Source organism: Streptomyces sp. NPDC030995 (genome assembly GCF_055571215.1).
This window is the reverse complement of sequence record NZ_JBVIFS010000005.1, coordinates 318,921-343,034: the sequence shown is the minus strand read 5'-3', so window position 1 is coordinate 343,034 and position 24,114 is coordinate 318,921. Positions and strand designations below refer to the sequence as shown.

Here is a 24,114-nt window from a genome sequence, read left to right as displayed (position 1 = left end):
GCGGCCCTCCGCCTTGCGATGCGTCCCCTAGGCCCTGCGGGCCTGGGGAGGCCCCATGGCACCGGACGCCGCGACCCGGCAAACCTTTCCGGCCACAGCACTAGGGCAGAGCCGGCGAAGGCGACGGGAGCAGCGGGCTCGGGGAAGGCGGCGGCGGGGGCAGTTGCCCGGGCGGCGTGACCGTGAGAGCCGGTTCCGGCTCGGGTTCCGGCTCGGCCGGTGGCGGCGGAGACGGGGATTCCGGCGCCGCCGGGCTCCGCGGGGACGCCGGCGGCGGCGCGGACTGCGGTTCCGGCTCCTGCGGCGGTGAGACCGAGGGCGACTTCGACGGCGACGGTGAGACCGAGGGCGACTTCGATGGCGACGGCGACGGCGACGGGGACGGGGACGGCGACGGGGGCAGGGTCGGCAGGCAGGACGCGTTGGGTGTGTCCGTCGGCGGGCACAGCGTCGGCGACGCGGATGACTCCGAGGGCGACTTTCCGGGCGACGGGGACAGCGACGGCGGGCAGGACGCGTTGGGCGTGTCCGTCGGCGGGCAGGGGGTCAGGGACCCCGGCGACTTCGACGCAGACTCCGACGCAGACTTCGACGGGGACTTCGACGGGGACTCCGAGGCGGAGGCCGAGGCCGAGGCGGAGGCCGAGGGGGAGGCCGAGGGGGAGGCCGAGGGGGAGGCCGAGGCGGACTTCGACGGGGACTCCGAGGGCGACTTCGACGGCGATTCCGACCGGGACTTCCCGGACTCCGACGCCGTGGGGGAGGTCTGCGACACGGACGGTGTCGGCGACGTGGGCGTGACCCACGGGTTCGGCGTGGGCGGCGGCGGGACCTGCTTGTCGTGCTTGCCCTCGTGGTCGTGCCGGTCGCGCTCGTACCAGCGCCGGTCGTGGTGGTCGTAGATCACGAACTTCTTCACGACGGTCGTCGACGGTGCGATGACCACCACCTGCGCCGGCCGGTACGAGTTCCACACCTGCCCGTAGCGCTTCGGGTTGGCCTGGAGCGCCACCGGCGGACCGAGCGGGTTCCCGCACGCGCAGCGCACCCGGGGCACGCCCCGGTCGTCCACCAGCACGGCCGTCCCGGCCTGGAGCACGGCCTGGTAGCTGGTGGCCTTGCCGTCCCGGTAGCCGTGGTTCGTCACGCGGGTGTCCGTGCGCAGCTGCACCGGGGTGAGCGAGCGGAGGTAGCCGGGGACGGCCGTCGGCTGGATGCCGAGGGCGGAGGCGAAGGCGGCGTTCTTGGCGGGCGATGCGGACAGCGCCGCCACCTGCTTCTCGACGTCGCAGCTGGCGGTGGACCTGGTGGCGCCGTACACGCCCGGCGCGGCGCCGCTGACGCTCCTGGTGGCCGTCGTGGTGCCCGCGGTGGCCGTGTCGCCGGCGGAGGGCTGCGGGCTCTCCGGCAGTGGCGTGGCGTCCTTCGCGGCGGTGGACTCGGTGAACGGGTCCGGTCCGGAGGCGGCGACGGGCTGGAGGAACACCTCGCGGCCCGCGCTGTCGGACGTACCGCTGGGCCGGGTCAGGACCAGGGCCAGGGCCACGGCCGCCGCCACCGCGACGAGCGCGGTGGCGAGCCGCGGTACGGATCGCCACCAGGGGCCTTTGGCGGGGCGGCCTCCCGGGCCTCCGGGGCCGCCCCCACCGCCGGTGTCTCCCGGCCCACCGGGCGGCGCCGAAGGCGGGGGCGGTGGCACGGGCGGCCCCTGCTGCCCGCCCGAGAGCGGGCCGGAAGGCGGCCCCGTGGGGCGCTCTGATGACGGCACCTGGCCGGAAGGTTGCGTGGTCACGGGCTCTTCTTCCCAGGAGGAGTGAGTTCCCTGGGGACCATTGTGTGCGCCGTCCGGGTGGTGCCCGCAAGCCGAGGGTGCCACGGTTGCAGGGTGAGCCAGACGCCGAGATCGACATTGCCCGGGGGCTCCGTGAGGGCATGGCGGGACGCCCTCGTCGCGGTCATCGCCGGGTTCGCCGTGATGACCGCCGTCGCCGCGGCCGGCCTGGCGTGCGCCGGGGCGGGCGATCTGCCGGGCGGCGCGTTCCCCCACGTCGTCGCCGCGGTCGTGGTGATGGCGGCCGGCGGCTCGGTCGAGGTGTCGGGCGGGGCCGGATTCCTCGCGGGGGCGGACGCGGCCCTGTCGGTGCTCCCGCTCTCGGTGAGCCTGGCCGGCGCCCTCATGACCGGCTACTGCTTCCTGCGCCCGCTGCACAACCGGGCGGTGGCCCGCCCCCTCGAACTCCTCGGCCGGGCCGTCCCGTTGGTGCTGCTGTGGCTGCTCGCGCTCACCGGCGCCGCGCTCCTCGCCCGCCGGACCTTCGGGATCTCCACCGGCGACTCCCCCCTGGGGGAGATCGGCGAACTCCTTGACTCCGCCCCGACGGTGGGCTTCCGCGCCGACCTGCCCGCAACGCTCCTCTTCGGACTCCTCTGGATCCTGGGCCTGTTGCTCATCGCGCTGCTGGTCTCGCGCCGCGCGCCGCTCCCGGCCCGGCTGATCCGCTTCCACGCGGCGCTGCGCCCGGCCGCCTTCGCCACCGTCGTACTGCTCCTCTCGTACGTGCTCATCGGCGTCGTCGTCGGCCTGGTGGTGGCCGCGACCCAGGGCCACGCCGTCCGGACCCTGGCCGTGCTCCTGCTGGGAGCGCCCAACCTCGCCTGGCCGGCACTCACCCTCGGCTTCGGCGGCGCCTGGGAGGGCAAGGTCGAGGGCCCCTTCGGGCTGCCGATGCCGCAGTTGCTGGACCAGGTCCTGCGCGGCCCCGACCTGTCCACGATCGACGTGGCCTCACTCGCGGAGCGGGACTCCCGGGCGTGGTGGCTGGTGGCGGTGGCCGCCGTCCTGCTGCTCGGTGCGGGCGTACTGACGGCCGTACGGTCCCCCGCCCACGTCCGGCCCTGGCAGCACGCGCTGCACCTGGGCGTGGCCCTGGCCCTCGCCACCCTGGCGGTCTGTCTGCTGGCGCGGATCCAGGCCCAGTTCGGCCTCTCCCTCCTCGGCATCGGCGACATGGACGGCCTCGGCGGCAAGGTCGAGCTCACCCCCGTCCTGTGGCGTACGGTCGGCCTCGCCCTCCTCTGGGGCGCGGTGGCGGGCTTCCTGGGCGGCTTCCTGGCCCGCCCCCTGCACCGCCGGGGCCGGGTCGACGAGCCCGCCGCGATACTGGAGCGGTGACCGATTCCCTCCTGCCCGCCGGCTGGACCATCGACAGGATCCGGGCGCTCTCCGGCGACTCCACCGCCACCGTCATCTCCCCCGATCCCGACCGGCTCGTCCTCCTGGAGGACGAGCCGCTGGATCCCGCGCTCGTCATCTCGTTCCACGGTCTCTGCCTGGTGCGGCCGCACGGCGACGAGGACTGGTACATGGGCGAGCTCGATGCCGGCTCCACGCTCACCTGCTGGGCTTCGTACGGTCCCGACCTCACTGCGGCTATCCGCGCTCTGTAGGCCCGCGGAACACGGGCAGCGCCCAGCGCGGTACGGGGGGCGGCTCGGGCGGCGCCGTCCCGCCCCCGGACCCCGCGGACCGTGCGGAGCCCGTGGACGACCTCCTGCGCGGACGAGCGCTCGCCCCTGCCCGCCGCAGCGCCCCGGTGAACTCCAGGCAGGTGCTCCAGCGGTCCTCCGGGGATTTGGCCAGGGCCTTGGCCAGTACCTCGTCCACCGCCGCCGGCAGATCGGGCCGCCGGGAGGTCAGCGGCGGCGCGACGGCGTACTGGTGGGCCCACAGCAGGGCCATGTCGTCGTCCCGCTCGAAGGGCGGGCCGCCGGCGAGGGTCTCGTAGACGACGCACCCCAGGCTGTAGACATCGCACCGGCCGTCCACCGGCTTCCCCGAGATCTGTTCCGGCGCCACGTAGTCCAGGGTCCCGACGAACTCCCCGACGCTCGTGAACCCGGTCAGCGACAGCGACTTCTTCGTCAGCCCGAAGTCCGTGAGGTACACGTGCTCGGGGTGGTCCGCGTCCGTACCCTCGGCGACGAGGATGTTGCCCGGCTTCACGTCGCGGTGCACCAGGTCGTGGTCGTGGGCCGCGTCCAGAGCCGAGGCCACCTGGCCGGCGATCCGCGCGGCCGTCTCCACCGGCAGCGGACCCGTCCGGTCCAGCATCGCCCGCAGGTCCTGCCCGGCGACGTACCGCATGGCGATGTAGAGGAGTCCATCCGTCTCCCCCGCTTCGAACACGGGCACGATGTGCGGGTGGTCGATGGCCGCGGCCACCTTCGACTCGTGGGCGAACCGCTTCCTGAAGGTGTCGTTCCGGGCCAGCTCGGGGGCCAGCAGTTTCAGTGCCACCGTCCGGTCGAGCCGCAGGTCCCGCGCCCGGTAGACGACCGCCATCCCGCCGCGCCCGATCTCGCTCTCCACCAGGTACCCGGCGATCTGCTTCCCGCGCAGATCGGAGGGGCGCCCGCGGACCGGTTCCTCCGCCATCACCCACCTCCCGGTTCACGCGTGTCCACGACCTGCGTCGGGTCGTGCGCCACGGGCCGGTCGGACGGTCCGCGGGGCGGTCCGTCGGGCGGCGCGTCACGCCCCGCCCCGGCCGGGTCGGCCGGTGGTGGATCCCGTCGTACGTCGGCCCCTCGGCCGGGAGCCGTCGGCGGCTCCGGCGGCTCCGGCCCGGGCGGTGCCCCCGGTCCCGCGGCGACCGCGTAGGTCGCCAGGCGGGTCCCGTCGCCGTACAGCCACCGTCCCGCCGCCTCGTCGTAGAGCCACACCGACTCCCCGTCGAGCACGATTCCGGCCCGCAGCCCCCGTACGGAGCGCCGGAAGGCCTCGCTGTTGACCCTCCCCGAGGCGAACTCCTCGAAGGCCCGCCGGTAGCTGTCCAGGACCTCGGCGCCGCGGGCGAGCAGCGGCCGCGGGTCGTCGGCACGCACCGGTGGCCCCCCTGCGGCCGTGGGGGGCGGCTGCGGCACGGCGACCAGCAGCCGTCCGTCCACCCAGGCGGACCAGCCGTTGGCGCACAGGACCTCCCCCCACTCGCCCTGCCGGGTCAGCAGCCGCACGGGCAGGAAGGGGTCCAGCGGGGCCGTGGGCCGGGAGCCGTCCGGGGTCTCCCAGGCGGCGAGTCCCTCCTGTGGCACGACGTGGGTGGGCCGGAAGTCCGCCGCTCCGCCCCCTGGACCGCCCATCGGGCTGCTCATGAGGCCTACTTCCGCATGATGGCCGGCTCGTGGCGGCGCAGCAGCCGGGAGACCAGCAGACCGAAGAGCACGGACAGGGCCACCAGCATGCCCATGCAGCGCAGCCACACCCCCTTTTCGTGGGCGAAGAGCGGGTCCTGGGTGAGCTTGCCGGGGACGATCGCGCCGAGGTCGATGGTGCCGGCCATCGCGCCCATCGCCCACCGGGCCGGCGCGAACCACGCCAGCTGTTCGATGACGGGGACGCCGGTGAGTTTCAGCAGGGTGCCGCAGAAGACCACTTGGACGATGGCGAGGAGGACCAACAGCGGCATGGTGACCTCCTCCTTGCGGACCAGGGCGGAGATCAGCAGGCCGAGCATCATGGCGCTGAAGGACAGCAGGGCCACGGCGAGGGTGATCTCGATCAGCGGGGGCATGAAGACGCCCCTGCCGTCCGGGGCGTTGAGTTCCACCCCGGCGAGGGCCGCGAGGGTCAGCACGACTGCCTGGGCGACGGTGATCGTGCCGAGCACCACCACCTTCGACATCAGGTAGGCGGAGCGGGACAGCCCGACGGCGCGTTCGCGCTGGTAGATGACGCGTTCCTTGATGAGTTCGCGGACCGCGTTGGCGGCGCCGGTGAGCACTCCGCCGATGCACAGGATGAGAAGCGCGTTCAGCGCCGTCTCGGCGGTGAGGGTGCTCCCGGCGAGTGCGCGGGCCATGGCCCCCATCATGAACGGCAGCGCGATCATGATGACGATGAAGGTGCGGTCGGCGCTGAGCACGGCGGCGTAGCGGCGGACCAGGGAGGACAGCTGGGAGCCCCAGCTCTGCGCCTTCGGCGGTGGCAGGGGCGCGGCTGCGCCGGGCCGTTCGGCCTCCCCGGCGAGGCGGGGCTGGCGGGCGGTGATGTCGATGTGTCGGCGGTGGGTGGGCGAGGCGCGGTACTCCCCGGCCCAGTCGCGGTCCTGCTGCTCCTCGAACGCCTCGAAGGCCTCGGGCCACTCGTCGAAACCGAAGAAGGCGAGGGCCTCCTGGGGCGGTCCGAAGTACGCGATGCGCCCGCCCGGTGCGAGGACCAGCAGCCGGTCGCACACGTCCAGGCTGAGCACGCTGTGGGTGACGACGATGACGGTGCGGCCGTCGTCGGCGAGGCCGCGCAGCATGTGCATCACGGAGCGGTCCATGCCGGGGTCGAGGCCTGAGGTGGGCTCGTCGAGGAAGAGCAGCGAGGGTTTGGTGAGCAGCTCCAGGGCGACCGAGACGCGTTTGCGCTGGCCGCCGGAGAGGCTGTGGATGGGCTGGTCGGCGCGCTGCTGGAGTCCGAGTTCGCCGATCACCTCGTCCACCCGGGCCCGGCGCTCGGCCTTGGCGGTGTCCTGCGGGAAGCGCAGCTCGGCGGCGTAGGTGAGGGCGCGGCGGACGGTGAGCTGGGCGTGCAGGATGTCGTCCTGCGGGACGAGCCCGATGCGGCTGCGCAGTTCGGCGTAGTCGCGGTAGAGGTCGCGTCCGTCGTAGAAGACGGTGCCCTGGTCGGCGGGGCGCAGGCCGGTGAGCGCGCCGAGCAGGGTGGACTTGCCGGCTCCGCTGGGGCCGACGACGGCGAGCAGGCATTTGGCGCCGACGGGGAAGGCGACCTTGTCGAGGAGGGTCTTGCGGCCGTGGTCGACGGCGACGGTGAGGCCCTGGACGTCGAGGGAGACCTCGCCCGTGTCCACGTACTCCTGGAGCTGGTCGCCGACGAGGCAGAAGGCCGAGTGGCCGATGCCGACGATGTCGCCCTCGATGAGGAAGGCGGCCCGGTCCACCCGGGAGCCGTTGAGGTAGGTGCCGTTGTGGCTGCCGAGGTCGGCGATCTCGTAGGTGCCGTCGGCGAGGGCGCGCAGTTCGGCGTGGCGGCGGGAGACGGTGAGGTCGTCGATGACGAGGTCGCTGTCGGGGGCGCGGCCGATGCGGACGACGGTGCGGGCGGGCAGCGGGCGTACGGTCGTCGGCTGGCGGAAGGTGCCGGTCATCGACGGGTTCGAGACCCGGGACGGGCGGCCGGTGGCCGGCGCGGAGGCGAACGCGGCGACGGACGCGGGAGCCGATGCGGGAGCCGACGCGACCGGAGGGTCGACCAGGACGGCTCGCGGGCCGTCGTCGGCGCTGCCGAAGCGCAGTTCGCTGCCGACGCCGACGCTCCACTCCTGGACGCGGTGGCCGTCGGCCCAGGTGCCGTTGGTGCTGCCCTCGTCCTCCACCGTCCAGTGGTCGCCCTCGGAGCGCAGTACCGCGTGGTGCCAGGAGACGCGGGCGTCGTCGAGACAGATCTCGCAGAGGGGGTCCCTGCCGACGTGGTAGGTCCGGCCCGGGCTCATCGGGGTGGAGCCCAGGTCGGTCTGCAGGACTAGCTCGGGCGCGGTCGGCACACCGGGGCGCTGGACCATGAGCAGATTTTCCCACGATCCGGCCGCCCCGGCATCGGCCAGACATCACCGCAGGTCAGAGGCCTCTTATGGGTAATGACAACGGTCCCCGTTGCAGCCTTTGCCCATCTCGCCGGGGTGCGCTTCACTTCACGCGACGGAACCGAACACACGGGTGACGCGACGAGACGGGGGACGCCATGAGCGGGCACGACCACACGCGCGACGACCACGACCACGGGCCGGGCCAAGGACACGACCACGGGCACGGCCACGGCGGCCACAGCCACGCGGTGTCGGCCGACGCCGACCGGCGCTGGCTGGCGATCGCGCTCGGCCTGATCGGCTCGTTCATGGCCGTCGAGGTGTTCATCGGCATCATGGCCCACTCCCTGGCCCTGATCTCCGACGCGGCCCACATGCTGACCGACGCCGTCTCGATCGTCCTCGCGCTGATCGCCATGCGGCTGGCCGCCCGCCCCGCCCGCGGCGGCTACACGTACGGCCTCAAGCGGGCGGAGATACTCTCCGCCCAGGCCAACGGCCTCACCCTGCTCCTGCTGGCCGTCTGGCTGGCGTACGAGGCGGTGCGGCGGCTGGTGGACCCGCCGCCGGTGGAGGGCGGGCTCGTCCTCGTGACGGCGCTCGCGGGCATCGCCGTCAACGTGGCCGCGGCCTGGTGCATCTCGAAGGCGAACCGGTCCTCGCTCGCCGTCGAGGGCGCCTACCAGCACATCCTGAACGACCTGTTCGCCTTCATCGGGACCGCCGTCGCCGGACTGATCGTGCTCACCACCGGATTCCGGCAGGCCGACGCGATCGCCACGCTCGTGGTGGTGGTGCTGATGGTCAAGGCGGGCTACGGGCTGGTCCGCGAGTCCGGCCGGATCTTCCTGGAGGCCGCCCCGGCCCATGTGGACCCGAACGCGGTCGGCGACCGGCTCGTCGAGCACCCGCCCGTCGCCGAGGTGCACGACCTGCACATCTGGACCATCACCTCCGGGCAGGCGGCGCTCTCCGCGCACGTGCTCGTGGAGCCGGCGGGCGACTGCCACGCCGTACGCCGGGACCTGGAGCAGATGCTGGCCAAGGAGTACGGGATCACGCACACCACCCTCCAGGTGGACCACGAGCAGGACTCCCTCCTCACGGTCGGCCGCGCGGGCGAGGACTCGTACGACTCCCACTGCGCGGACGCGCACGGGCCGGTCCACCGCCAGGGCCCGCACGACCACTGACCGCTGACCACTGACCATTGACCACTGACCATTGGCGCGCGTCCGTACGGGGCATGAATGCACCCATGACGCAGAAGCGCAGTGCCGGACTGCTCCTCTTCCGGCGGACCGGCCAGGGGCCGCAGACCGGTGTCGAGGTCCTGCTCGGGCACATGGGCGGCCCGCTCTGGGCCGGGCGGGAGGCCGGGGGCTGGGCCATCCCCAAGGGCGAGTACGGGCCGGACGAGTCACCGCGGGACGCGGCCCGCCGGGAGTTCACCGAGGAGATCGGGCTGCCCCCGCCGGAAGGCGAGTACCTGCCGCTGGGCGAGGTACGGCTGTCCAGCGGGAAGCTGGTGACCATCTGGGCGGTGGAGGCGGACCTCGACCCCGGGCTGATGGTGCCCGGGACTTTCACCATGGAGTGGCCGCCGCGCTCCGGAAACGCACAGGAGTTCCCGGAGCTGGACCGGGTGGCCTGGTTCACTCCCCCGCTGGCCGAAAGCATGCCGATTCCCTCTCAAGTCCCTTTCCTGGAGCGACTGTTGGAACTCATGAAGGGTTGACCGGAGCGCGCGCTTGCCAACATCGCCACCCGCGTGGACATTGCACATATGACGAACGTCGTGCTGGTGGGAACCCTGGACACCAAGGGTGTGGAGTACGGCTGGCTGCGCGAGAAACTGCTGCGCGCCGGCGTCGAGGTGGTACTGGTCGACACAGGAATCATGGGCGAACCCCGGGTGCCCGCCGATGTGCCGCGTGACGCGGTGGCCCGGGCAGCGGGAACGGAACTGTCACAACTGCGCACGGCCGCCGACAGAGGCGCGGCCGTGACCACGATGGCCCGGGGCGCGGAGGCGACGCTCTTACGCCTGCACTCCGAGGGCCGGCTGCACGGAGTGCTCGCGATCGGCGGCAGCGGCGGCACCTCCATCGCCACCCGGGCGATGCGCGCCCTGCCGTTGGGCGTACCGAAACTGATGGTGTCGTCCATGGCGTCCGGGGACGTCTTCCCGTACGTCGGCTCCTCGGACATCACCATGATGTACAGCGTGGTGGACATCGCGGGGATCAACAGCATCTCCGGACCGGTCCTGGAGAACGCCGTGGAGGCGATCGCCGGGATGGCCAGGGCCTTCGCCCGCGCTTCCCTGGAGCGCCGTCCGCCCCGGCTGGGATCGGGCGCCCGCCCGCTGGTCGCGGCGAGCATGGCGGGCGTGACCACGACCGGCGTGGACGCGGCCCGCGAGCGGCTGACGGAACTCGGCTACGAGGTGCTGGTCTTCCACGTCAGCGGGACCGGCGGCCGGACCCTGGAGACCCTGGCCGGCCAGGGGATCTTCGCGGGCGTCCTCGACCTCACCCTCAGCGAGCTCGCCGACGACCTGTGCGGGGGCATCCTCACCGCGGGCCCCGACCGGCTCAGCGCGGCCGGGAGGGCGGGGATCCCCCAGGTGGTCAGCCTGGGGGCGCTGGACATGGTGAAGTTCGGCCCGCTGGAAACCCTGCCGCAAAGGGTCCGCGACCGGGGCGTCCACGTCCACAACCCGTCGATCACGGTGATCCGTACGACCCCGTCCGAGTGCGCCGAGCTCGGCCGCCGGGTCGCCGCCAAGCTCCGTGCGGCGACCGGGCCCACGGCCGTGTGCGTCCCCCTGCGCGGACTGTCCACGCTGGGCGCGCCGGGCGGCCCGTACCATGACCCGGTCGCGGACCGGGCGCTGTTCGCGGCGCTGCGCAAGGGGCTGCGGGGCAGCGGGGCCGTCCTGCACGACTACGACACCCACATCAACGACCCGGCGTTCGGCCGTTCGGCGGCCGACCGACTTCATGCGATGATCTGCGCGCAGCGGGCCGCCGCCTGAGACACCCCGAACGGCTGGGAACCAGCCACGGCGGAAACCGTGTCCCTGGGGGTGGCCGGTCGGCGGACGACCAGGCTGCGGGGCCTGGGGCACGGTGACGTCATGGACGGGGGCAGACGATGAAGAGCGCATGGGCGGTGCCCGGTTATGCGGAGGTCCGGGAACTGGGTTCGGGCGCCAGCGGTCGCGTGGTACTCGCCGTCCATCAGGCGACGGGCACGGCGGTCGCGGTGAAGTACCTCAGCGACCGGCTGCGCGAGGACCCCGCGTTCGTCGGGGAGTTCCGGGCGGAGGCCCGGCTCCTCGGCGCTCTGCAGTCCCCGTACGTGGTGCGGCTGTACGAGTACGTGGAGGCGCCTGGCGGCGCCGCCATCGTGATGGAACTGGTCGACGGGATCTCCCTGCGCGCCGTGCTCAAGCAGTCCGGGCAGACGGATCCCGAGGCCGCGCTCGTGGTGCTGAAGGGCTCCCTGCTGGGCCTGGCCGACGCGCACCGCGCGGGCGTCGTCCACCGTGACTACAAGCCGGAGAACGTGCTGGTCGCGGCGGACGGATCCTCGCGCCTCGTGGACTTCGGGATCGCCGCGAACCGCGGCGCCACGCCGGGTGTGGCCGGAACCCCCGCCTACATGGCGCCCGAGCAGTGGCAGGGCCGGCCGGCCTCGCCCGCGGCCGACGTGTACGCGGCGACGGCGACGTTCTTCGAGTGCCTGACCGGCCACAAGCCCTTCGGCGGGGAGAACTTCGCGGAGCTCGCGGTCCAGCACATCGAGGCGCCGGTGCCGGAGGCCGAGGCCCCGGAGCCGGTCCGCCCGCTGATCCGGCGGGGCCTGGCCAAGGCCCCGGAACAGCGGCCCGAGAACGCGGAGGCGTTCGTCGCGGAGCTGGAGGACGTGGCGCAGGCCGCCTACGGCCCGGACTGGGAGGAGCGCGGCCAGCGCAAGCTGGCGGCGCTGGCGGCGCTGCTGCCGCTGCTGTTCCCCTCCGCGGGCGCTCCGGCGTCCGGGACCACGGCTCTGGCGTCGACCACGCTGAAGCCGCCGGCGGCCGGTTGGATGCCGGGGCGGCGCGGCGCCGTGGCCGCGGGTGTGGCCCTGGTGCTCGGGGCCATGATCGTGTTCGCGGCGCAGGCGGCCGGTGAGCAGCTCGACGGGTCCGCGGCGGTGACCGCGTTCGCGACGACCGGTCCGGCCCCGGGCGGCGGTTTCCCGACGCCCGTGCCCGGCTCTTCGGCTTCGCCGTCGCCGTCCGCGTCCCCGTCCGCGTCGCCCTCCGCCTCCGCGTCTGCGTCCCCTTCCGCCTCCCCCTCGACTTCGGCCGGCCCGGGCTCCTCCCCGACGGCCACGCCCACGGGGACCGGGCCGACGACCGCGCAGCCGACCACGCAGCCGCCGACCACGAGGCCGACGGTGGTCGTCGGGGCGATCAAGGTGGACCTGCGGCAGGCGGACTTCACGGTGGGCGAGGCGAGCATTTCGATCGACGCGAAGGGCGCCGCTCCGGTCACGGTCACCGTGGAGTGGTTCAGCAGCAACCAGTCCGGCGTGCTCGGCGCGGCGGACGGCCGCGCGGACACCCTGACCTACCAGCCGGGCGGCGGGACGATCGTCCGCAGGCACACCTTCTCCGGCCAGGGCTGCTACTGGGGCGTGCGCGTCACCACCAAGCCGGCCGCCGGCAACGGCTCCCAGACCGACCAGGTATGGCTTTCGAGGTGCCAGATCCGATGAGCGACGACGACTACAGCGCCACCGTCCTCGGCAGCCACTGGTTCAGTGGTCCCGCGCAGCCGCAGGAGGCCGTGCCCGACCGGGTCGAGGGATCGGTCATGCGGTTCGGGCCCGGTGTGACGGCCTCGATGCCGGCGCCGTTCCCGGTGACCGTCCCGCCGGGGCCGGAGCGCCGCGGATCCGGCGGCTGGCGGCGGTACACCCTCGCGGTGGTCGTGCTGCTCGCGGTCCTCGCGTACCTCGGGTGGCAGCGGCTCGGGCCCGCCATCGAGGTCCGGGACGTGGCCGTGACCACCGAGCCGCAGGGTCCGGCCTGCGATGCGGCGGCCGACGTGGTGGCCACCGTACGGACCAACGGGCGCCCGGGAACCCTCACCTACCGCTGGATGCGCAGCGACGGCACGCAGTCGGAGCAGCTGACCGAGCGGGTACCGCGCGGCCGGGCGGAGGCCCGGCTGCACCTGCTGTGGACCTTCCAGGGCACGGGCACCTACCCGGCCAAGGCCGAACTGCAACTCCTGTCGCCCGAGCGGCGCACGGCGGCCGTGGAATTCACCTACCGGTGCCGCCCGTAGGGACGGCTGCCACAGCCGCCTCGGCCGTTCGGCCGGGCGGATGTGGCCGTCCGGCCGAAGCCAGGCACCGGGCCCGCTGGTTGGCTTGACCGCCCCCCGCCGCAACCGGGGGACGGAGTTCAGAAGCGGGCGTGGGCCGTGATGTCGGCCTCGAACTCGCCCGTCATCGCCGGCGTCACCGTCGGCCGGCACTGCCGGGCCGCCGCCAGGTAGTCCGCCGTGGTCGCGCCCAGCTGCGCGGCCGCCGCGCCTCGCGCGCCCACCGCCTCGAGGTCCCGCTCGAAGGACACCTGCGCCGCGATCCGCGCCGCGTGCTCGATGTCGGCCGGCGTGAACAGCTCGGTCGCCGCCACCAGGGCGCTCACGTCGACGTCCGGGCGGCCCGCCGTGTAACGGGACCAGATCGCGGCGCGCGCCCCGGCGTCCGGGGTGCCGATCGGGATCAGGTAGTCGAAGCGCCCGGGCCGCAGGAAGGCCGGGTCGAGCGAGCGGATGGAGTTGGTGGCGCACACCAGCAGCCGTTCGTCGCCCTCCCGGAAACCGGGTATCAGCTTGAGCAGTTCGTTCGTCACCCCGTGGATCCCGCCGGGCTGCGCGGGCTCGGTGCGCACGGGCGCGATCTCCTCGACCTCGTCGATGAAGACGAGCACGCGCTCCAGCTCGGCGATCCGGGCGAAGGCGTCGCGCAGCGCGGCGGCCAGGTTCCCCTCGTCGGCGAGGCGGGAGGGCAGCAGTTCCACGAAGGGCCAGCCGAGCCGGGAGGCGATGGCCCGGGCGAAGGTGGTCTTGCCGGTGCCGGGCGGGCCGAAGAGGGTGATGGCGCGCGGTGGCCGCACCCCGTGCGAGGCGGCCCGTTCGGGCTCGGCGAGCGGCAGTACCACGCGCCGCTCGATCAGGTCCTTCTCCTTCTCCATGCCGGCGACCTTGGCCCACAGGTCGTTCGGCAGGAAACGGCCGCCGAGGTCGTCGAGGAGACCGGCGGCCGGACCGTGCAGCGGCTCGGTCTTCTCGAAGTAGGCGACGGCCGGCTGCCGGGTGTAGCCGGCGTTGAGCAGGCCCTCGCCGAGCAGGTCCTCCTCGGGCAGGACGTACGCGATCCGGCCGACGCGGGCGGCGATGAGCCGGCGCTCCAGCTCGACGAGCAGGGCGCTGGCCAGGCCGCGGCCGCGCCAGCCGGCGGCGATCGCGATGCGCATGACCCAGGCCCGCTCGCCGGTGACGAAGGCGAGGGCCGCGCCGATCGGGACGCCCTGGTGGACGGCGACCACGCAGGGCTGCCGGTCGGTGAGGGCGCTGATGCACTCGGCGAGCGAGAAGACCGACTCCTGGCCGAGTTCGGCCGTGGTGTCGATCAGGTGGACCACCGCTGCGAGATCGCTCTCGCGGTAGTCGTGGATGAGCCAGTTCACCGGGTACCGCCCCTCGTTCGTGCTCCTGCGGCGAGGCTAGGGGCGGCAGGGCCGGGCGATCACGCTCCGTCGTGCACAACAGGCGGTCCGGAAACCCTCCGTGGCGTCCATAGACTGGTGTCTTCCGCCCGAACGCCAGACCGAGGATCCCAGCACCTTCATGCTTTGCCACATACCCGCGGCCCGACGCGGGCTTCTCATATGGCTGGTCCCGTTCCTGTGGACCTTGGCGTTCGGCCTCTGGGGGCTCTCGCGGCAGGACAGCGTGTGGCGGGACGAGGCGGCGACCTGGCAGGTGGCCGGGCGGTCGCGGGCGAGATCTGGGACATGCTCGGCAACGTCGACGCCGTGCACGGGTTCTACTACCTGCTGATGCACGGCCTCTTCTACGGGCCGGGCGCGGTGTGTGGCTGCGCTGGGCGGCGTACGGCGGCGGCGCGGTGGCGGGGGCGCTGCCGCTGATCCTGTTCAGCCGGAGCCAGTCCGACCAGGTGTCGTGGATACCGCCGCTGACCTGGCACATGCTGATCGGGCCGGGGATCCTCCTCGCGATCGGCGGCCTCGGGGCGTGGGCGGACCGGCCCCGCGCGGGTCGTCTGTCGGCGGCGGCGGTCGGGCTGCCGCTGCTGGCGGTGCCGCAGCTCGGGCTGATCGGGATCTCGCTGGTCCAGCCCCTGTTCCTGGACCGGTACGTGCTGTTCGCCATGCTGGGTCTGGCGCTGCTGATCGGTGCGGCCCTGGGCGCCGCCGTACGGGCCTGCGCACCCCGCTTCCCGAAGGCGGCGGGCCTGCTCGTACCGGGTGTGGTGGGGGTCGCGGTGCTGGCCCTGCTGCCGGTCGAGCTGGGCAAGCGGGCCCCGGCGAGCCGGGTCGACGACGTCCTGTCGGCGGCCGGTGAGGTGGCCCGGCTGAAGCGGGACGGGGACGCGGTGCTGTTCGTCCCGGCCGCGCGGCGGGACACGGCACTGGTCTCCCCCGGCGCCTTCACGGGCCTGGCCGACATCGCGCTGGCCGTGGACCCGGTCGCCTCGGCCACCCTCAAGGGCGAGGAGGCCGACCCGGCGCGGATCCGGGCGGAGCTGCGCGGGCGGCGGCGGGTGCTGCTGGTGACGGACTCGGCGAAGGTCGCGAAGGCGCCGTCGGCGGAGCGCGACAAGGCGAAGGCGGCCGTCCTGCGGGAGGACTTCACGGTGGTGGAGGACCGGCAGGTCCGGGGCCGCCGGGTGACGGTGTACGAGCGCCGCGTCTAGGGCCCGATCCGCGGGACACAAGCCCTCGGTTCCGCCCCGGCCGCGGGGATGTCCTGCACAGCGGCTTCACGGGATTCACAGCGGATTCATACGGAATCCCGGGCTCCGGACACAGTTTCGGTGGGCAAGGTGGGGTCATGATCCACCGCACGCTCCACCGACCGGCCCGGCGCACCCGTGCGCGGCGGGCGTCACGGATTCTGCTCGCGCTGACGGCGATGGCCGCGCTGATCGGCGTGGACCTGCCCGACGCCGGGGCGCAGCCGCCGCTCGGCGTCACCGCGCAGGCGCTGCCCGACGCCACGGCGGACCGGGTGGGCGCGCTCTTCGCGGACGGGCTCGACGGCGGGCACTTCTGCACCGCCGCCGTGGTGCACAGCGACGACGGCGACGTGATCGCCACCGCCGCGCACTGCCTCGACAGCCCGTACACCACCGTCTTCGCGCCGGGCTACCGGGACGGAAAGGCCCCCTACGGCGTCTGGAAGGTCACCGGCGTGCACGTCGCCCCGGGCTGGACGGACGGCCAGGACCCGGACGCCGACATCGCCTTCGCGACGGTGGCCCCGGTGGAGGGCGGCCGGAACACGAGGGTCGAGGACCTGGTGGGCGGTTTCCCGGTCGCCGCCGAGCAGCCGGACGACGCCGCGGTGACGGTCATCGGCTATCCGCGGACCGCGGAGAACCCGCTGCGCTGCGCCAACACCACCGCTCTCCTGTCGGGGACCCAGCGCCGGATCGACTGCCCCGACCTCAGCGGCGGCACCAGTGGCAGCCCCTGGCTGGTGGACGGCGCCGTGGCCGGGGTGCTGGGCGGCTACGAGGGCGGCGGGACCGTGCCGGAGGTCTCGTACAGCGCGGTGATGGGCGACCAGGCCGTGGAGCTGTACCGGGAGGCCGCCGACGCCGGCTGACGGTCAGCGGCCGACCGGGAGGCGTTCCGCGGCGGGCGCGGAGGGCTGGGCGGGAAGCAGGTCGAGCGACGGCCGGCGCGGGGTCTGCGCGCGGATGTCCTCCACGCCGCGGCGCAGGCCGTCGCGCAGCGCACGGCTCAGCGGGCGTTCGACGAGCCGGTGGATGAGCCAGGCGAGCGTCAGCATGACGGCGGTCACGCCGATGACCAGGGGCACGGGCGCCACCTCGGCGCGGAAGTGATGGATGAGCGTCAGCCCGGCCATCATGTGGATCAGGTACAGCGGGTAGGTGATCGCTCCGACGTGCGGGAGCCAGCTCCATCGGACGCCGTCGAAGGCGCCGAGCGCTATGGCCGCCATGAGGATGAAGCCGAGCGCGATGATCACATGGGCGGGCCAGGCGGGCGTCTGCTCGGCCGCGCTCCGGCCCAGGCTGGCGACCATGCGGTCCTGCACGTGGTGCTGCGCGAGGAGGAACTGGGTGCCGGCCACGCCCCACAGGACGGCGTTCGGCCGGAAGCGGCGCATCAGGTAGAAGGCGATTCCGGCGATGAAGTAGGGGGAGGAGGACGGGACCGCGAAGAAGGACAGCACGCCGTTGTCCGCGCTCGGGGCCACGACGCCGGCGAGGGTCCAGAGCCCGCAGAAGAGGACGCAGTTGCGGTAGGTCACGCCGCGCATGACGACGACCGCGAACAGTACGTAGAACTTGAGCTCGACGAAGAGGGTCCAGTACGCGTCGTCCATGTGGGGCACCCCCATGCCGCCCTGGAGCATCGACAGGTTCACCACGACGTCGCTGACCTCCTTGACCCGCCGCACCTCGGGCCAGTTGAACAGCACGAGGGAGGTGAAGGCCACGCCCGCCCAGTAGGCGGGGAAGAGCCGCGAGACCCGGGACACCGCGAAATCGCCCACGGTGCGGCCCCAGGCGCTCATACATATGACGAAGCCGCTGACCAGGAAGAAGATCTCGACGCCGAGCCAGCCGTAGACGGCGAACCGGTGGGCGTTCGGGAAGATGCCGGCCGGCGGTTCGCCCCAGGCGCTCGCGAGGACCACGTAGTGGTAGAAGAGCACGGCGAGTGCGGCGAGGACCCGGACGCCGTCGAGGACCGCCAAGCGCGATCCGGGGGCTCCGGCAGGCCTACGGACGCCCGGCTGCGCCTCTCCGGCCGAACTGCGCACGCCCATCACTCGACCGCCCCTTCGAAAGAACGACTGTCCGAATACAGCCGTCGGATCTGCGGAACTGTAGCGCGCCGCTACTCGGCGATCTCTGCGGGCACTTCGAACCAGGTGGGCTCGTCCCGCAGGGCCCGGTGGATCCGGTCCAGGGCGAAGGGCTCCAGCGGCGGCAACGCGTCCACTTCGAACCAGGCGACCTCCAGGGACTCGTGGTCGTTGGCCCGCGCCTCGCCGCCGGTCGCGCGGCAGCGGAAGGTGATGTCCTGGAACTGGCAGACGTCCCCGTTGGGGTAGGTGATCGGCTCCAGCATCTGGACGAGCACCACCCGCTCCGGAACGCAGCGCACCGCCGTCTCCTCGTACACCTCGCGCACGGCGGTCTCGGCGGGCTGCTCCCCCGGTTCTGCGATGCCTCCGACCACGGACCACCGCCCGGTGTCGGAGCGCCGGCCGAGCAGCACCCGGCCCCGGTCGTCGAGGACGATGGCCGTGACTCCGGGCAGCAGGAGCAGCCGGTGGCCGGCGGTGGCACGGATCTCGCGGATGAAATCGGGAGTGGTCATCCCCCGACCCTACGAGGCCACCGCGCCGGCCCCCGCCTCAGGCCGTGCGGCGGGCGCGAACCCGGCGGGTCAGGATCCAGCCGAGCCCGCCCGCGGCGAGAACCAGCAGCGCGTACTCCGGCAGCGGTCCGACGACGGTGGCGGGGGTCCGGCTGGAACGCAGCGGGATCTCGGCGACCAGCGCGTCCGCGGTGAACATCTTGGTCTGGGCGGTGATCTTCCCGTCGGGTCGGATCACCGCGCTGACCCCGCTGGTGACGGGGACGAGGACGGTCCGGCTGTGCTCGACGGCACGGACCCGGTCCATGGCGAGCTGCTGGTAGGTCATCTGGGTCCGGCCGAAAGTGGCGTTGTTGCTGGGTACGGCGATCACCTGGGCGCCGTCCTGGACGGTGGAGCGGACGGCGTCGTCGAAGGCGGCCTCGAAGCAGGTGACCATGCCGACGCCGCTGCCGGCCATGTCGAAGACGCCGGGGTCCTTGCCGGGCCCGAAGTCGCGGCGCACCCGGTCCACGTCGGAGCTGAAGAGCCGGACGAAGGAGCGCATCGGGATGCGCTCGCCGAAGGGCTGGATCTTGCGCTTGTCGTAGGTGTCGGTGGGGCCCGCGACCGGGTCCCAGAGGATCATCGTGTTGCGCAGCGGCCCCGTCTCCGGGGACACCACCGCGCCGATGGCGACGGGCACGCCGATGGCCTTGACGGCACGGTCGATGGCCTCGTACGCGTCGGGCTGCGCGTACGGGTCGAGGTCGGAGGAGTTCTCCGGCCAGACGACGAAGTCGGGCTTGGGGGCGCGGCCCGCCCGGACGTCCTCGGCGAGCTGGACGGTCCGGTTGGCGTGGTTGTCCAGGACCTGGCGGCGCTGGGCGTTGAAGTCGAGGCCGAGGCGCGGCACGTTGCCCTGGATGACGGCGGCCACGACGGTGCCGTCCTCGGCCGCGTCGGAGACCAGCGGGCGGGCGGCGAGGCCGGCGCCGATCGGCGCGGCGATGGTGAGCGCGGCCAGCGCGGCGGTGGTGCGGCCGGGGTGGTTGCGGGCGATGCGCACGGCTTCGCAGAGGCCGAATCCGCAGAGCGCGACGCCGAAGGAGAGCAGGGGTGTGCCGCCGAGGGCGGCGAGCGGGGTGAAGACGCCGTCGGCCTGTCCGAAGGCGAGCTTGCCCCACGGGAATCCGCCGAAGGGCGCCCGGGCGCGCAGCGCCTCACCCGCGACCCAGACGGCGGCGGCGAACAGCGGCCAGGCCGGGAGCCGGCTGACGAGGGCGATACCGAGACCGGTCAGGCCGATGAGCAGGGCTTCGAGCGCGGCCAGCGCCAGCCAGGGCACCGGGCCGACCTCCTCGCCGGTCCAGACGAGCAGCGGCAGGAGGTAGCCGAGCCCGGCGAGGAAGCCGAGGCCGAGGCCGGCCCGGGCGCGGCGGCCGTACAGGCAGCCGGCGAGCAGGGCGAGGGCGAAGGGAGCCAGCCACCACAGGGGGCGGGGCGGGAAGCTGAGGTAGAGCAGCACCCCGGAGAGGGCGGCGAGCGGTGCGCGCGCCAGCCAGAATCCCTTCCGTGTCCCCCACCAGGGGGATGCGGCACCTTCGGTTCCGGGGGCGCCCTCGGCTCGGTCGACGGGCTCCACGGGCTCGTTCCCGGCCGTGCGGGTGACACTGCTGCTCATCTGGCGGAGTGTACGTCCCCTCGGACGAAGCGCTGGTAAGCGCGGGTGGGACAAGGACGGTGTCCTAGCGGGCGAGGGCTCGCAGGTGGGCGCGGATGACCAGGACGGCGTTCTCGGCGTCGTCGACGGTGACCGTGAACAGCTTCCCGTCGCCGAGCTTGAGCTCCACTCCCTCGCCGCGCCGGACGATCACCGCGGTGCCCTTCTCGGGGCGCCAGCGGTAGCCCCAGCCGCCCCACTGCTGCGGGGTGATGCGCGGGAGGAACTCGGCGGAGGCCACCTCGGCGAGCCGGATCTTGCGGCGCGGCAGCCCGATGTGGCCGCAGCGCACTTCCAGGGCCTCGGAGTCGACGGTGACGGCGACGTACACGAAGGCGAGCGTGCCGTAGAGGATGAGCAGCCCGGCGGCGAGGCAGCCGATCACGGCCATCAGGAGGGGGACGAAGCCGGAGGTCCAGGCGTTGTCGACGGCGAGTTCGATGCCGAGCGCCACGCAGGCCGCACCGGCCGCTGCGAGAAACCACTGCGCACGGTTGGAGGCCCGGCCCGTCCAGAGCGGACCCGGGGGGTGACCCGTCATGTGTAGCAGCGTACTCACGTTCCGCACGGCCGCCACCGTCTCTCGCCCACTCGGTTCACCGCCCGCCATCCCGCCGCCGAGCCGCCCGCAGGGTCCCCGATCCCGGCTGCCCCTAGGCTGGCGGCGTGAATCCGGACCGAGGCGACGCCGTGACCACCCGACTCGACCGGGCCGTGGGAGCCGTACTGGGCTCGGCGGCGGGCGACGCGCTCGGGGCGCCGTACGAGTTCGGCCCGGCGGGTCAGCTGACCGCGCGCGGCGAGGAGATGTGCGGGGGCGGCGGCTGGGACCCGGGCGAGGCGACCGACGATACGCAGATGGCCGTCCTCGTCGGCGAGTCCCTGCTGGAGCGGGGCGGCCTCGATCTCCCGGACGTCTTCGCCCGGTTCCAGCGGTGGGCGGCCGGCGAGCCCAAGGACATCGGTCTCCAGACCGAGGACGTGCTGACGAACGGCGAGCCGTGGGACTTCGCCGCGGCCCTGCACTTCCAGATCAACGCCCGGGCAGCGGGCAACGGTTCCCTGATGCGGGCGGCGACCTCGGCGGTGTACTTCGCCGCCGCCGGGCAGGCGGGGACCATGGACGCCGCCCGGCGGCTCGCGGCGCTGACGCATGGCGACCGGGCCGCATGGGAGGGGACGGCGGTGCTCCACGAGCTCGTGCGCGTCGCCCTGGGCGGAGCCGATCCGCTGGCCGCCCTCCCCGCGGCGCTCGCCGCGGTGCACCCGGAGCACCGCGCGCGGTACGGCCGTGTGCTCGCTCCCGACTGGCACCCCGGCCTGGCCACCGAGTTCAACGGGGCCGTGTGGCCCTGTCTGGGCTCGGCGGTGTGGGCGCTGCGGACGACCGCCGGGTTCGCGGACGCGGTACGGGCCGCCGTGGACCTGGGCGGGGACACCGACACGGTGGCCGCGGTGACGGGGATCCTGGCCGGGGCCCGGTACGGCCAAGGGGCGATACCCGAGCACTGGACGGCCGCGCTCCACGTGCCGCTGCCGGGGTTCGGGGGCCGGGTCCTGGACGCAGCGGACCTGCGCGGGCTGGCTCAGCGGCTTGCCGGGCGCTTTCCGGCGGCGGCCGGATCCGGCTGAAGTTCCAGGCGGCGGCCCTGGAAGGTCGCGCGGAGCCGTCGGTCGTGCGTGACCAGGACCAGGGTCCCGGCGAAGTGGGTCAGGGCCGCCTCCAGTTCCTCCACCACCGCCGGGGCCAGGTGGTTCGTCGGCTCGTCCAGAAGCAGCAGGTCGAGCGGTCGCGCCACCAGCCGGGCCAGCTCCAGCTTGCGGCGCTGGCCGGCCGAGAGGGCGCGTACCGGCCGGGTGAGGTCCTCCGGGGCGAGCAGTCCGTGTGCCGCGACCTGGTCGGCGTACTCCTGGCCGAACACCTCGACCGCCGAGCGGAGTTCACGCGCCCAGGGGTCGTCCTGCCGGAGCAGCCCCACCCGCGGGGGTGTGCGTACGAGGCCTTGCGCGGACCCCCGTTCACCGGCCAGCAGGTGCAACAGGGTGGACTTGCCCGCCCCGTTGGGCCCGGTCACCAGGAGCCGTTCCCCCGGCGCGAGGGTCAGCGAGACCGGTGCGAGCCGTCCCGGCACGGCCGCACCGGCCAGCTCCACCGCCCCGGCGGAGCCCGCGGTGAACCGCCCGGTGAAACTGAGCGGCCGCGGGGGCGGCAGAACCGGGTTCTCGGTCAGCCGGTGCAGCCGTTCGCGGGCGGCGCGGATGCGGCTCGCGGCGCCGTGGGTCCGCGATCGGGCGCGGAAGGCCCCGGCTCCGCTGAAGCCGCGGGGCAGCTTGCGCGGGATCGCGGCGAACCGCCCGATGTTGGTGTCGGCGAGCTTCTCGGCGCTCCGCACCTCCTCGCGCCACTCCTCGTGCTCCCGCTGCCGGCGGGCCCGTTCGGCGGCGCGGGCGGTCAGGAACCCGGCGTAGCCGTTGCCGTAGCGGCGTACCGTCCGGCGGCCCTGGTCCACCTCCAGGATGGCGGTCGTGACGCGGTCGAGGAAGAGCCGGTCGTGGGTGACGGCGACGACGGTTCCGCGGTGGCCGCGCAGGCGCTCCTCCAGCCAGCCGACCGCCTCGTCGTCGAGGTCGTTGGTCGGTTCGTCGAGCAGCAGGAGTTCCGGCTCGGCGGCGAGGGCGGCGGCGAGCGCGAGGCGGGAGCGCTGGCCGCCGGACAGGGTGCCGAGCCGGCGGTCCGGGTCGAGCGCGGCGCGTTCGCCGAGACGGCGCAGGGTGGTCGCGACGCGCCGTTCGGCATCGCGGCCGCCGCGGGCCTCGTGGGCGGCGAGGAGTTCCGCGTACGCGGTGAGCTCCTCGGGGCCGGCCCGGTGCAGGAGGGATTCGGCGGCGCGGATCCGGCGTTCCAGGGCGCGCAGGTCGGCGAGCGCGAGGTCGACGGCGTCGCCGACGCGGGCGGTCGGCGGGAGGTCGAGGGTCTGCGCGAGGTGTCCGACGCCGCCGGGCGCGGTGACGGTGACCTCCCCGTGGTCGGGCCGCTCCCGTCCGGCGAGGAGCCGGAGCAGGGTGGACTTGCCGGAGCCGTTGTCGCCGACGACACCGACCCGCTCGCCGGGCCGGACCGTGCAGCTGACGCGGTCCGGGACGACGTGGGTGCCGTAGCCCTTGGTGACCTCGGACAGGACGATCTGGGTGAAGGCGAGTGGAGCACGCAAGGGCGGTCCCTTCGATCGACGACGCCAATGAAAACTACGAGACGAAACGTCGCGTCTCGTTTCATGGGCAAAAATAGACGAGGCCCGGTGGTTACGCAAAACGAATCGTCTCGCCAGAGGAGATGCAGGCTGCGGCTATCCGACGGGTGCGCCCTGCCCCGCGAGCAGTCGGCCCTCGGCGTACCCGAGCGCGGCGGCGGGAAGGGCGCCTTCGCGCCCGCTGTGCAGGACGGTCAGTCCGCCCGTGCGGGGCAGCGCGGGCTCGGGCCGGGCGCCGAGACGGCGCAGCGCCTGGAAGGCGACGGCCTCGGCGGAACCGTGGAAGACGAATTCGGCTCCCAGTGTCCGCGCGGCGAGGGCGGCCCGGATCGGAGCCTCGACGAGCTCGTAGTGCGTGCAGCCGAGCACCACGTCGGTGACATCGGCCGGGGTCAGCGCGGCGGCCGCGGCGACGGCGGCCGTCACGGCGGCGTCGTCGGCCGCCTCCACCGCGTCGGCGAGGCCGGGGCAGGGCACCTCGGTGACCCGGGCCCCGGTGGCGAAGTCGCGGATCAGTCCGCGCTGGTAGTGGCTGCCGGTGGTGGCGGGGGTGGCCCAGATCGCCACGCGGCCGCCGGCGGCCGCGGCGGGCTTGATCGCCGGCACGGTCCCGATGACCGGGATGCCGGGCTCCAGTTCCGCCCGCATCGTGTCCAGGGCGTGCACGGAAGCGGTGTTGCAGGCCACGATCAGCGCGTCCGGGCGGTGCTCGGCGGCGGCCCGCGCGACGGCGAGCGCCCGCTCGGTGAGGTCGGCCGGGGTCCGCGGCCCCCAGGGCATCCCGTCGGGGTCGGAGGACAGCACCAGATCCGCGTCCGGCCGCAGCCGCCGCACTGCCGCGGCCGCCGCGATGAGGCCGATTCCGGAGTCCATGAGCGCGATCTTCACCCGGCCACCTTAATC

Annotated in this window: 20 protein-coding genes and 1 pseudogene; 10 read left to right on the top strand and 11 right to left on the bottom strand. The window is 73.8% G+C overall.

The window, feature by feature from the left end; genetic code table 11:
• Positions 1-100 precede the first annotated feature (100 nt).
• Positions 101-1,558: a DUF6777 domain-containing protein gene (locus ACZ45T_RS11740; RefSeq protein WP_468439954.1), complete on the bottom strand. Its 1,458-nt coding sequence runs from the start codon at positions 1,556-1,558 to the stop codon at positions 101-103.
• 366 nt (positions 1,559-1,924) lie between these two features.
• On the opposite strand from ACZ45T_RS11740, the gene ACZ45T_RS11735 reads away from it, so the two are divergent.
• Together ACZ45T_RS11735 and ACZ45T_RS11730 are read left to right on the top strand one after the other, a co-directional pair.
• A complete protein-coding gene (locus tag ACZ45T_RS11735) occupies positions 1,925-3,172 on the top strand; it encodes a streptophobe family protein (RefSeq protein WP_468439952.1) in 1,248 nt (415 codons plus the stop codon).
• Complete coding sequence (locus ACZ45T_RS11730; protein WP_468439950.1) at positions 3,169-3,447, top strand: hypothetical protein; 279 nt, start codon at positions 3,169-3,171, stop codon at positions 3,445-3,447. The genes ACZ45T_RS11735 and ACZ45T_RS11730 overlap by 4 nt, the downstream gene beginning before the upstream one ends.
• Here the strand turns inward: ACZ45T_RS11730 and ACZ45T_RS11725 are convergent.
• From ACZ45T_RS11725 to ACZ45T_RS11715, 3 genes are read right to left on the bottom strand one after another with little or no spacing between them, the layout of a single operon-like run.
• A complete protein-coding gene (locus ACZ45T_RS11725; RefSeq protein WP_468439948.1) occupies positions 3,431-4,435 on the bottom strand; it encodes a serine/threonine-protein kinase in 1,005 nt (334 codons plus the stop codon). The two genes, ACZ45T_RS11730 and ACZ45T_RS11725, sit on opposite strands and share 17 nt — an antisense overlap.
• Complete coding sequence (locus tag ACZ45T_RS11720; protein WP_468439946.1) at positions 4,435-5,151, bottom strand: hypothetical protein; 717 nt, start codon at positions 5,149-5,151, stop codon at positions 4,435-4,437. Before ACZ45T_RS11720 ends, ACZ45T_RS11725 begins: the two co-directional genes overlap by 1 nt.
• Positions 5,152-5,156: 5 nt before the next feature.
• Positions 5,157-7,565, bottom strand: coding sequence for an ABC transporter ATP-binding protein/permease (locus ACZ45T_RS11715; RefSeq protein ID WP_468439944.1), 2,409 nt, complete (start codon positions 7,563-7,565; stop codon positions 5,157-5,159).
• A gap of 179 nt (positions 7,566-7,744) precedes the next feature.
• On the opposite strand from ACZ45T_RS11715, the gene ACZ45T_RS11710 reads away from it, so the two are divergent.
• The 5 genes from ACZ45T_RS11710 to ACZ45T_RS11690 all read left to right on the top strand — a co-directional run bounded on the left by ACZ45T_RS11710 (position 7,745) and on the right by ACZ45T_RS11690 (position 12,934).
• Positions 7,745-8,782, top strand: coding sequence for a cation diffusion facilitator family transporter (locus ACZ45T_RS11710; protein ID WP_468439942.1), 1,038 nt, complete (start codon positions 7,745-7,747; stop codon positions 8,780-8,782).
• A gap of 65 nt (positions 8,783-8,847) precedes the next feature.
• The gene (locus ACZ45T_RS11705) at positions 8,848-9,327 is read left to right on the top strand and encodes an NUDIX hydrolase (protein WP_468439940.1); all 480 of its coding nucleotides are present in this window, start codon (positions 8,848-8,850) and stop codon (positions 9,325-9,327) included.
• Positions 9,328-9,375: 48 nt separating this feature from the next.
• Positions 9,376-10,629 (top strand): Tm-1-like ATP-binding domain-containing protein, encoded by a 1,254-nt coding sequence (locus ACZ45T_RS11700; protein WP_468439938.1) that lies wholly within the window; start codon positions 9,376-9,378, stop codon positions 10,627-10,629.
• 119 nt (positions 10,630-10,748) lie between these two features.
• Positions 10,749-12,359, top strand: coding sequence for a serine/threonine-protein kinase (locus ACZ45T_RS11695; protein ID WP_468439936.1), 1,611 nt, complete (start codon positions 10,749-10,751; stop codon positions 12,357-12,359).
• Positions 12,356-12,934, top strand: coding sequence for a hypothetical protein (locus tag ACZ45T_RS11690; RefSeq protein ID WP_468439934.1), 579 nt, complete (start codon positions 12,356-12,358; stop codon positions 12,932-12,934). The genes ACZ45T_RS11695 and ACZ45T_RS11690 overlap by 4 nt, the downstream gene beginning before the upstream one ends.
• 119 nt (positions 12,935-13,053) lie before the next feature.
• Here ACZ45T_RS11690 and ACZ45T_RS11685 read toward each other — a convergent pair whose 3' ends face one another.
• Positions 13,054-14,343: an ATP-binding protein gene (locus tag ACZ45T_RS11685; RefSeq protein WP_468439932.1), complete on the bottom strand. Its 1,290-nt coding sequence runs from the start codon at positions 14,341-14,343 to the stop codon at positions 13,054-13,056.
• A gap of 160 nt (positions 14,344-14,503) precedes the next feature.
• Between ACZ45T_RS11685 and ACZ45T_RS11680 the strand changes: the two are divergent.
• A pseudogene (locus ACZ45T_RS11680) lies at positions 14,504-15,593 on the top strand (hypothetical protein).
• 137 nt (positions 15,594-15,730) lie between these two features.
• Positions 15,731-16,507: a trypsin-like serine peptidase gene (locus ACZ45T_RS11675; protein ID WP_468439930.1), complete on the top strand. Its 777-nt coding sequence runs from the start codon at positions 15,731-15,733 to the stop codon at positions 16,505-16,507.
• Between the two features lie 3 nt (positions 16,508-16,510).
• Here ACZ45T_RS11675 and ACZ45T_RS11670 read toward each other — a convergent pair whose 3' ends face one another.
• The 4 genes from ACZ45T_RS11670 to ACZ45T_RS11655 form a co-directional block, all read right to left on the bottom strand.
• Positions 16,511-17,629 (bottom strand): acyltransferase family protein, encoded by a 1,119-nt coding sequence (locus ACZ45T_RS11670; RefSeq protein ID WP_468439928.1) that lies wholly within the window; start codon positions 17,627-17,629, stop codon positions 16,511-16,513.
• Between the two features lie 143 nt (positions 17,630-17,772).
• Positions 17,773-18,258 (bottom strand): NUDIX hydrolase, encoded by a 486-nt coding sequence (locus ACZ45T_RS11665; protein WP_468439926.1) that lies wholly within the window; start codon positions 18,256-18,258, stop codon positions 17,773-17,775.
• Between the two features lie 37 nt (positions 18,259-18,295).
• Positions 18,296-19,921, bottom strand: a complete 1,626-nt coding sequence (gene lnt, locus ACZ45T_RS11660; RefSeq protein ID WP_468439924.1) for an apolipoprotein N-acyltransferase — start codon at positions 19,919-19,921, stop codon at positions 18,296-18,298.
• Positions 19,922-19,985: 64 nt separating this feature from the next.
• A complete protein-coding gene (locus tag ACZ45T_RS11655) occupies positions 19,986-20,501 on the bottom strand; it encodes a hypothetical protein (protein ID WP_468439922.1) in 516 nt (171 codons plus the stop codon).
• 125 nt (positions 20,502-20,626) lie between these two features.
• Between ACZ45T_RS11655 and ACZ45T_RS11650 the strand changes: the two genes are divergently transcribed.
• Positions 20,627-21,592 (top strand): ADP-ribosylglycohydrolase family protein, encoded by a 966-nt coding sequence (locus ACZ45T_RS11650; protein WP_468439920.1) that lies wholly within the window; start codon positions 20,627-20,629, stop codon positions 21,590-21,592.
• Here ACZ45T_RS11650 and ACZ45T_RS11645 read toward each other — a convergent pair.
• Entirely contained in the window at positions 21,547-23,172 is a 1,626-nt protein-coding gene (locus ACZ45T_RS11645) for an ABC-F family ATP-binding cassette domain-containing protein (protein WP_468439918.1), read from the bottom strand. The genes ACZ45T_RS11650 and ACZ45T_RS11645 overlap by 46 nt on opposite strands.
• Positions 23,173-23,307: 135 nt before the next feature.
• Complete coding sequence (locus ACZ45T_RS11640) at positions 23,308-24,099, bottom strand: glutamate racemase (RefSeq protein ID WP_468439916.1); 792 nt, start codon at positions 24,097-24,099, stop codon at positions 23,308-23,310.
• Positions 24,100-24,114: the final 15 nt, after the last annotated feature.

Bases quoted from the DNA above. Each gene is read 5' to 3' on its own strand.
- ACZ45T_RS11725 (WP_468439948.1), bottom strand. From the start codon at position 4,435: ATGGCGGAGGAACCGGTCCGCGGGCGCCCCTCCGATCTGCGCGGGAAG.
- ACZ45T_RS11720 (WP_468439946.1), bottom strand. From the start codon at position 5,151: ATGAGCAGCCCGATGGGCGGTCCAGGGGGCGGAGCGGCGGACTTCCGG.
- ACZ45T_RS11715 (WP_468439944.1), bottom strand. From the start codon at position 7,565: ATGGTCCAGCGCCCCGGTGTGCCGACCGCGCCCGAGCTAGTCCTGCAG.
- ACZ45T_RS11710 (WP_468439942.1), top strand. From the start codon at position 7,745: ATGAGCGGGCACGACCACACGCGCGACGACCACGACCACGGGCCGGGC.
- ACZ45T_RS11705 (WP_468439940.1), top strand. From the start codon at position 8,848: ATGACGCAGAAGCGCAGTGCCGGACTGCTCCTCTTCCGGCGGACCGGC.
- ACZ45T_RS11700 (WP_468439938.1), top strand. From the start codon at position 9,376: ATGACGAACGTCGTGCTGGTGGGAACCCTGGACACCAAGGGTGTGGAG.
- ACZ45T_RS11695 (WP_468439936.1), top strand. From the start codon at position 10,749: ATGAAGAGCGCATGGGCGGTGCCCGGTTATGCGGAGGTCCGGGAACTG.
- ACZ45T_RS11690 (WP_468439934.1), top strand. From the start codon at position 12,356: ATGAGCGACGACGACTACAGCGCCACCGTCCTCGGCAGCCACTGGTTC.
- ACZ45T_RS11675 (WP_468439930.1), top strand. From the start codon at position 15,731: ATGATCCACCGCACGCTCCACCGACCGGCCCGGCGCACCCGTGCGCGG.
- ACZ45T_RS11665 (WP_468439926.1), bottom strand. From the start codon at position 18,258: ATGACCACTCCCGATTTCATCCGCGAGATCCGTGCCACCGCCGGCCAC.
- lnt (WP_468439924.1), bottom strand. From the start codon at position 19,921: ATGAGCAGCAGTGTCACCCGCACGGCCGGGAACGAGCCCGTGGAGCCC.
- ACZ45T_RS11655 (WP_468439922.1), bottom strand. From the start codon at position 20,501: ATGACGGGTCACCCCCCGGGTCCGCTCTGGACGGGCCGGGCCTCCAAC.